The 8,642-nt window shown below is 43.7% G+C and carries 8 protein-coding genes; 5 read left to right on the top strand and 3 right to left on the bottom strand.

From position 1 onward, the window contains the following. From ACW14G_RS21270 to ACW14G_RS21255, 4 genes are all read left to right on the top strand, one after another. A partial coding sequence (locus tag ACW14G_RS21270) for a fimbrial protein (protein WP_455648775.1) occupies positions 1 to 679 on the top strand: 679 nt, incomplete at its 5' end. 289 nt (positions 680 to 968) lie between these two features. Next, on the top strand, positions 969 to 1,469 hold the full coding sequence (locus ACW14G_RS21265) for a LuxR C-terminal-related transcriptional regulator (RefSeq protein ID WP_249023182.1): 501 nt from the start codon (positions 969 to 971) through the stop codon (positions 1,467 to 1,469). A gap of 448 nt (positions 1,470 to 1,917) precedes the next feature. Next, positions 1,918 to 5,451 (top strand): ATP-binding protein, encoded by a 3,534-nt coding sequence (locus ACW14G_RS21260; protein WP_419058116.1) that lies wholly within the window; start codon positions 1,918 to 1,920, stop codon positions 5,449 to 5,451. A gap of 385 nt (positions 5,452 to 5,836) precedes the next feature. Beyond that, positions 5,837 to 5,998, top strand: a complete 162-nt coding sequence (locus ACW14G_RS21255) for a hypothetical protein (RefSeq protein ID WP_455648774.1) — start codon at positions 5,837 to 5,839, stop codon at positions 5,996 to 5,998. Between the two features lie 52 nt (positions 5,999 to 6,050). On the opposite strand, the gene ACW14G_RS21250 is transcribed toward ACW14G_RS21255, so the two are convergent. Then, entirely contained in the window at positions 6,051 to 6,359 is a 309-nt protein-coding gene (locus ACW14G_RS21250; protein ID WP_419058120.1) for a hypothetical protein, read from the bottom strand. A 222-nt stretch (positions 6,360 to 6,581) separates the two neighbouring features. Further along, positions 6,582 to 7,187 carry a response regulator transcription factor gene (locus tag ACW14G_RS21245; RefSeq protein ID WP_271459470.1) on the bottom strand — a complete coding sequence of 202 codons (606 nt, stop codon included), beginning with the start codon at positions 7,185 to 7,187 and terminating at the stop codon, positions 6,582 to 6,584. A gap of 404 nt (positions 7,188 to 7,591) precedes the next feature. Between ACW14G_RS21245 and ACW14G_RS21240 the strand changes: the two genes are divergently transcribed. Further along, positions 7,592 to 7,951, top strand: coding sequence for a DUF4156 domain-containing protein (locus ACW14G_RS21240; RefSeq protein ID WP_163446169.1), 360 nt, complete (start codon positions 7,592 to 7,594; stop codon positions 7,949 to 7,951). Positions 7,952 to 8,111: 160 nt separating this feature from the next. Here the strand turns inward: ACW14G_RS21240 and ACW14G_RS21235 are convergent. After that, positions 8,112 to 8,642: DUF933 domain-containing protein (locus ACW14G_RS21235; RefSeq protein ID WP_455648773.1), on the bottom strand; the 531-nt coding region annotated here is incomplete at its 5' end.

Here is an 8,642-nt window from a genome sequence, read left to right as displayed (position 1 = left end):
TAGTACTATTTTTAAAAATCTTAAATATGGTGTGTTGATCTCAGGTGTGGATCATCCGTCGCCGGTATCAGAGACGAAAATTTTCGATCTCGACGACGGCGAATCAAGACAATTGCCCGTCGTACTCTATTTTGAATTAACCTCGCTGGGTGAGGAACTTCATATCAAGTCCGGTGATAAACTCGGTAGCATACGATTCGTGCAAACGAATAATCACGGCGAGCGTCATAACTATACCTGGAAGTTCTTTGCGGCGAATGATGCAGATATTAATACCGCTACTTGTAAAGTTTTATCCGGTTCAACTTTTAATGTAGATTTGGGGCAGATAGAACGTGGCGATATTGTCTCTGGCGGCACATCATCACAAACTATAAATAAAGATTTCAACATTGTTTGTGATGCCGCACATACTGTAGATTTTGATGTCAGAATGAGCCTGGTATCTCCTGCGTGGAATAATAAGGCGATTCGAACCAGCAATGATAATCTGGGGGTGGAAATGCGCTGGAATGGCCAGACGGTCAGCGACGGTGTGAGTCAGAAGTTAAGTGTGACGAACGGTAGCGCGACTGTGCCATTAAGTTTTACGCCAGTTAAGCCGGCCTCACTGAGTTTTGATGATATTGCAACGGGGGCATTTACTGCTTCGGCTACCTTAATTTTGACGCAGTATTAATAGGCTCAATAGCGTTTTTTGATAGAGAACATTCTGTTCCCTGTGTTAGATTTTAACCATGGATTGAGTCGGAGGTAATGATAATTTATGTTATCAATACAACTCCGGGTAAAGGTAACCACTCATGTAGCATGAGGATATTGCTTTTGGGCGAACAGGGACGTTCGCAATTCCATATGATTATTTCTCTACAATACGGTGATATGGGACAGCAGAGTTTATTATTCTACTGATGTGTTTTCTGTTGCTGAGCTAGTCAAACTAAAAATAAACAAAAATGGATTAGGATGTGAAAATTCTTTCGAGGGATATTTATTTCATTTCTGGGATGACGAATATTATTAAGCGGATGCCAGTTTTCAATACTGATGATCTTATCGTTTTCGATACCGGGCAGCACTATGTTTATATCTTTCACTCCGCTGAGTTACAGAAACATAAGATATCAGACCCATATCGTGCATTGCTGTACTTTTGTGATTATCGGATCATGCGTGATGCGCCAGTAAAGGAATATATTCAATGCTTGTTAACCGAAGAGACGAATAAGGAGCTAATCCCGAGTTTAAGCGGCAGAGAAGAATGGGTCATTAAGATATTGTTTGGCGAAGCTGATGCAGACGAATTGAGCGAGCGGTTGTGTATTAGCAGAAAAACGTTCAGTGCGCACAAAGTTAAAGTTTTACGTAAGTTTGGGGTCAAGAATTTGAATCTGCTTCATTCGTTGCTACAGACATGGACGGAACACTGGCCTTACATTCAATCAGAGCTTCACTGTGAAGCGACATAAACATGTCCTCAAGCCATGAGGAAAATCTATTTCTCAGTTTTCGTCTATAAAAAATCCACGCAATTGCGTGGATTTTAGCCTTCCAATTCTAAGTCAGATTTTGTCAGCAATTCGGTGAGTGTTCTTTATGCGCCCACGAGTAGCCTGGCCAGTCAAAGCCGTCAGGCTGGTTGTTGTGCCGTGGCGTGGTGAGTACGTCCAGGGCATCTGCCCGCGTGCGTACCGTGGCATTCCTGTAATAAGATATTATCGGTGCCATAAGCCGTGTATAATTAGAGAATTAATCTATATCACTGAAATTAACTATATGATTACACTGTTTTATTGCGGTTTTTGGAATGTTGCCATAACGATTTATCGTTATTAACCGTGCTTTTATTAAGGTTTATTGCTGGTTGGCCCGGTCAGGGGCGGGGCTTTCCTGGCGTAAGATGTGCCAGGAAATTTTATGATTAAAGTTAAGGATGATTTTGTGAAACAGTTACTGGCTATCCTGATGATATTTTGTTTCAGTTATTATGCTAGTGCTGAAAAAGTTAGCGCGACTAAACATGTGCTCAGTCTTATTGATGCGGATAGCGTCTCCGGTAATGAGAAGGCTGATGGCATCATCAGGGTCGGGATTTCAAGGCCCGATTATCCTCCTTTTGATATTACTGTTAACGATACCTATTATGATGGGATCAATGCTGATGTATTAAAAATAATAAGTGCAATTGAGGGTAAGACATTTACTGTTCTGCGTTATAATAACGAGCATGATCTTCACGTTGCGTTGCTCAATAATGAAATTGATCTTATTCCATCCTATGGAGATGTCATCCCGGAAAAGAGCAATCTGTTTGATTTTATCCCATTTATTAATCAAAATCAGTTAATCAGTATCACTCGAAGCACGGATGAATCACTGACTGCAAGAGGCAATAATATTGCTATTGTCAAAGATTTTGTCTCGGATGTTTCTCTCAAAAAAATATACCCTCAGGGAAAAATCACTCGCTATAACACGGTGCTCGAGGCGCTTGTTTCTGTTGCGCTAAATCATAATGACTTATATATAGGTGACGCGATTACTGGCGGGTATTACTCCGATAATCCTGTGTATACTCATCTCCAGGTTACGGGGCAGTTGAGTACTATTCCGGCAGGGAAGGTTTTTTTCACCGTACGTAAAAACGATGCTAACACAAAGAAAATTATTGTTTCCGGTTTAAACAGCATCCCAGAGTCAAATATTTATAAGCTTATCAGATCGTGGGATAAGTCTGGGGACTTTATTACACCAGGAGAGCCTGAGTTCCTGAATGATGAAGAAAAAGAGTGGCTATTAAAAAATAAAGAGGTCGCTGTCTTCCTTCCTGAATCAGTGCCACCATTTGTTATCTATGAAAATGGGCGTTTTACCGGGTTAACGCCGGACTTACTGTCGTATTTAGGAAGCATGCTGGGTATACATTTTAACTTCAAAGCCCAAGCCGATAATCATTTCCCGCCAGCGTCTACGCAAAACGTAATGCCGCAAATATTGGGTTATGCAAGCCCTTTATACTCCCCAGCCCCAGGTTTTAGTTATACCCGTAGCTATGCGCATTCGCCTCTGGTGATGGTGTTGGGCGGCAACGTGGAAAAAAAGAATGCAGTTAAAAAAATTGCCACTTCATTGAATGTGAGGGATGTTCGGCCCGGGTTGCCTGGAAATGTTACGCTTGTCGCTGCCAGAAACCATACTGAAGCCTATAAATTACTGGCAGACAAAAAAGTGGACGCAGTTGTTGATACGTTCACTTCGGCGCGTTTTCAATCTTTGCTTCACCCGGGAACCATAAACATTGATAAGCCAGTGCAGAATGAAATATTCAAACTTTCATTCGCGGTCCCAGCAGATAATGAGCGGTTATACAGCATTTTGAATAAAACGCTGGATTATGTCTCTGATGCGGACCGAGCGCGTATTGCGAGTCGTTGGTCTGAACCTCCACGCCATCCATCTTTTATTGAAAAAAACCGTAATGCGCTCATATCCACCATCATGGTGATTATTGTCTTATCTGCGCTGCTGTCGCTATGGGTGCATACGCTAAGAAAACACATCAAAATCAATGAGAGGATACGCCGGGATCTTGCCGACCAATTAATGTTAAATAAAGCACTCATAAATGGCACGCCACATCCGTTATACATCCGGGATAAACATTTCGAACTTGTAGCAAACAATGAGGCTTATCAAACTGCGCTGGATGTCAGAAAAGGAATTAATGGTGAAGTTTATGTGGATAATATTCTTAAGTACATTGTAGCAGAACCAGAGGCAGACTATCGTAAAGATTTCGCTAAAATTTTAAGTGACAATACCCCGATAATAAAAGATCGGACACTGAATTTTATTGACGAACGAGCGGTTAAAGACATTTATCACTGGATGACCCCCTACAGCGATGAAACCGGGATAGTGCAGGGCATTGTAGGCGGCTGGATCGATATTACCGACCGTAAACAAATGGAGGAACGTTTGCGTCAGGCCCAGATTGCAGCGGAACAGGCCAATGTGGCTAAGACCACGTTTCTCGCGAGTATGAGTCATGAGATTAGAACGCCGCTGAATGCCATCATCGGCATGCTTGAGCTGGGTAATGATAAGTTAAAACAGGGCATTATTGACAGTACCGCATTTGAAGTGGCGCAGCGGTCGTCGCTTGTATTGCAGGAGCTTATCGGCAATATTTTGGATATCAGTAAAATTGAATCGCATAGCCTGGTGCTGCATTACTCAACCGTGAATCTAAAAGAACTCATTGAGCAGTGCGTTCTCCTGTTTAACGGTAATGCTGCCAGTAAGGGGCTTATTCTTAATCTTAGCTTTAACGAACTCGCCGCTACGAGCGCTATCAGGACGGATGGACTACGTCTACGTCAGATAGTGAGTAATATTTTAAGCAACGCGATTAAATTTACCGAAGAAGGCCACGTCAGTATTTCCGTATCCCTGATTAAATCACCAGGGGACAGGGAAGCGCAGATGCTGATTGAGATTAAAGATACCGGATGCGGTATCCCTGAATCTGGCCTTTCCCAGTTGTTCAAACCTTTCTCTCAGCTGTCCGAAGATGCCGCGCATCGCCAGATGGGTACCGGATTAGGGCTGGCCATCACCCGAAGTCTGTGCGAAGCGATGGGGGGGCATATTTCACTGAGCAGCAAGCCAGGTAACGGAACAACGGTCAAAGTGTTGTTAAGCGTGAATTATGACCTGGCAGAAAATACAAACATAGAGCTGCCTAAGCAAGGCATTTCCCATGTTTCCTGGGGTATCAGAGTGCTTATCGTTGATGATTATTATCCCAACCTGCTGGTGCTGGAAAAGCAACTGAGCTGGTTGGGCTATCAGGTTATTGTTTGCGATGACCCTCTGAAAGCATTTGATGTGTGGGAAATGGCTAAACCGCATGTGGTGTTTACCGACTGCAATATGCCCGGCATCAGTGGGACGGATTTGGCAAAACGTATCAGGCAATACGACACCGATACGGTGATATTGGGCTTCACTGCTGACGCCAGGGATGAGCAACGTGAGGCCTGTCTCAATGCAGGGATGAATGACTGTATCTTCAAGCCCGCGACTCTGGAAACTCTCTCTTCCGCACTAAACCGCTACCAGTGCTCAGAGAACTTCACGGTGAATAACGTTCGGACTCACGAAGCTGAATGCTTGAGCACACCAGATTTTATTAAAACGCTGTATGATCACTCACTGGAGTGTATCAGTGATATACATGACGAAATTCAAAGGCATAACTGTAAAAAAATAGCGGCTCTTGCTCACCGTATCAAAGGTGGTTTTGTTCTGATCAAGGATGATGCGCTGACGGATCTCTGTGAACAACTGGAAGAGGCGGCAAACGCCAGGGGTATTGAGGAATGTCTGCGGTTGACTCTCCAGCTTGAGGAGAGGTTGAACGATCGCTTCTCATCTGAGCCACTCTAAATGTGAGATCTTCTGGCGTTAGTAGCCTGTCAATCTATCCGGGAGCTGGGGTGGGAATTTTCCTACCCGGTTATCAGGCACTCCCTATCTATCTTTCCCACAAAAAAATGCACACTGCTCCCCTGATTGACTCTATCCGGCAATCGGGGGGACAGTAAGTCAGGACATATTGGAAAATCTCAGCTTGTTGGTCAGATATTTTTTCCATTAGCCCAGGTATTTATGCCGGTTGTTTCTTATGACTTTTCGGAGAAGTAGTCAACAAACTTCCAGTGCAAGTAGAAATTTACTTGATATAAGTTTTTATCGTGAATCATCATCACGCCGTTTAGAGTGGCAGGGTGCCTGAATCTTTTTAGACAGTAATATACAGGAAAGTATGAGTATGAAATATTTTGTCTCTATGGTCTTAATTTTAAGTCTGTCTGGCTGCACGGCATCAAGCTGGATAAACGCCGCCGGCGGTATCATGCAGGGGAAAGATAAATATGAAAAAGAGGCGAGAAATAAAAGAATTAAAGCGGCGAATAAAGCCGCGGGATATTAAGAAATTGGCAGGGCGGTAATAAAAAAGCCTCTTCAACGGAAGAGGCTTTTTCTTATTTTAAAATCCCTTTCTGCTGTGCCGCCTGGCAGGTGATATAACCGTAATGTATACGCTTACCAGACCCATCAAAGGCAACGTAGAACGGCATTGATTCGCTACCGTTGCGCAAGGTGTAGTTCAGGCAGGAGCCATTTCCACCAAGGTTAATTTGACTGTCGGGTTTGCCACCGGCAGCCATAACAGATGCTTTGGTTGCATGGTCACTGTAGGTTGCTTTCACAACGGGAAGGTTATCATACTGCATAAAACTAAAGCTGCATGCACTCAGGAGGGGGATGGCGAATAACATTAAGTAGCGCATAAAAATCCTTTCAATGTGGGTGGAAGGCACCTCAATTTCCGCAGACTGGTGTTGTCGGGTACCGTATGCGGGGCAGGATACGCAATTTTACGCTCAGGAAGCATCAGAATTGGCTGGGGTGGCGGTACGAATTTTCTGACATTCACGCAGAAGGTAAGTTTTTTTAATCTTGCAGAACTTCCAGCCCCAGGACTACGCACTAAATTGATACACAGGATTACATTATGCTAAATCTTCTTGCTTTGCGATGTTGATAAGTTCAACCAGGGTATTAATACCCAGTTTCTCCATTATTCTTGTTTTATAGGTGCTAATAGTTTTATTACTGAGGCACATGTCAGCGGCAATCTCATTGTTGGTCATCCCGCGGGCTAATTTACGCAGAACGTCCAGCTCTCGGTTGGTCAGTCGGTTAACCAGAGATTTATTATTATCGGTACTGGCATAGATATGTGGGAAGAAAGAGTACCCAGACTCGATAGCTTTGACAGCTGAGGCGACATTTTCCATATCATCATTCTTGGAGACAAACCCTGAGGCGCCGGCAGCCATACATCTTGAAGCGTAGAGATCCTGCGTTTGTGAAGTAAAAACCAGAATACGGGTATTGTTTTCTGCTTTTCGCACCGAGCTGATAACTGTCATACCATCCATGCCAGGTATCCCGATATCAAGAATAACAATATGATAGTGATTATTCTTAATAAGCTGGATGGCACTGACTCCATTATCACATTCATCAATAGTGATGAAATTTAACCTCTCAAGTATGAACTTTAATGCCATACGTACTGACGGGTGGTCATCAACAATCAGGGCGCTTTTCATGATTACCTTTATTTTGTAGGGTTAGTCATCATACATCTTAAAATAAAAGATTATCTTTTACCATCTGCTTCTGAAAGACATTCAGCTGTACTGACGGTTTATCGCATCACTGCGAAGGAATATGCAGGAACTGTTGTAGGGATTTTCCTACGACTGATACCGAAAAGTATGATTTTTTGATGTGGGGAATATTTATATGCTTCACGCATATGCTTTAGTTGCCATAGGAACTTAACCCGGGTAAAGACATTGGAGCTAAATTTCATTGGGTGTATTAATTGATGGGGGGGCTTCTGATGAATGAAATGACATTTTACAGTAAGAAATGGCTGCTAATTATAAATTGTACTCAATAAGATTTACTATTTTTAATCATAATTTTTTGGATGAGTGAAAAGGTTATTATGAAACGCGTAACATTAGTGTCTTTCTGTATTTTTCTATCAGCATGTTCTGCGCAATCTTTAAATTCAGGAGCTGAGCAGGTGCGTATTACACATTCTGAACCTGCTAATGATTGTGTATTTCTTGGAGAGGTGACGGGCAGCCAGGGAAACTTTTTTACGGGTGGCTGGACATCAAACGCAAGTCTGGAAACGGGCGCTCGGAACGATCTTAAAAATAAGGCACTGAAAATGGGGGGGAACAGGATCGTGATTATTACACAGCGTGCAGGTCAAACCGGGACTTCTTACTTTGGTTCAGGCTCGAATCAACAGACCAATGTCACATTAAGCGGATCGGTTTACCGCTGCCAGGATTAAAAAGGTACTGTAGCCATCCTGTCATGCAGGTCGGGTTGTTCACAGGAGACCGACTGGAAAGTCAATTAAGGTTAAAAAAAATCCACGCAATTGCGTGGATTTATAGCTTTATTGATGTTTATGAGATTCAGCGAAACCTCATGAGACAGCAGATTTTATTTTAGACGTTGAACAAGAAGTTCATCACATCGCCATCTTTAACGATGTAATCTTTCCCTTCTGCACGCATCTTGCCCGCTTCTTTCGCGCCTTGCTCACCTTTATAGGTGATGAAATCTTCAAACGCGATGGTCTGTGCGCGGATAAAGCCTTTTTCGAAGTCGGTATGGATTTTACCCGCCGCCTGCGGTGCGGTTGCGCCAACAGGGATGGTCCATGCGCGAACTTCTTTCACGCCCGCGGTGAAGTAGGTCTGCAGGTTCAGCAGTTCGTAACCGGCGCGGATCACGCGGTTCAGGCCCGGTTCTTCGAGACCCATTTCAGCCATGAATTCTTCACGGTCAGCATCGTCGAGTTCAGCGATATCGGCTTCGACAGCGGCGCAAACGGCAACCACGACTGAACCTTCAGCCGCGGCGATTTCGCGCACTTTGTCGAGGTACGGGTTGTTTTCAAAACCGTCTTCGTTGACGTTGGCGATATACATGGTCGGCTTCAGCGTCAGGAAGCTCAGGTATTTGATGGCCGCTTT

The sequence above is a fragment of the Kluyvera sp. genome (assembly GCF_965301105.1).
Note: the sequence above shows the minus strand (reverse complement) of the source record. Positions and strands in the feature narration are given on the sequence as shown.

Excerpts from the sequence above, each read along its gene's own strand:
- ACW14G_RS21255 (WP_455648774.1), top strand. The coding sequence starts at position 5,837 with ATGAAATATTTTGTCTCTATGGTCTTAATTTTAAGTCTGTCTGGCTGC.
- ACW14G_RS21245 (WP_271459470.1), bottom strand. The coding sequence starts at position 7,187 with ATGAAAAGCGCCCTGATTGTTGATGACCACCCGTCAGTACGTATGGCA.
- ACW14G_RS21260 (WP_419058116.1), top strand. The coding sequence starts at position 1,918 with ATGATTAAAGTTAAGGATGATTTTGTGAAACAGTTACTGGCTATCCTG.
- ACW14G_RS21240 (WP_163446169.1), top strand. The coding sequence starts at position 7,592 with ATGAAACGCGTAACATTAGTGTCTTTCTGTATTTTTCTATCAGCATGT.
- ACW14G_RS21250 (WP_419058120.1), bottom strand. The coding sequence starts at position 6,359 with ATGCGCTACTTAATGTTATTCGCCATCCCCCTCCTGAGTGCATGCAGC.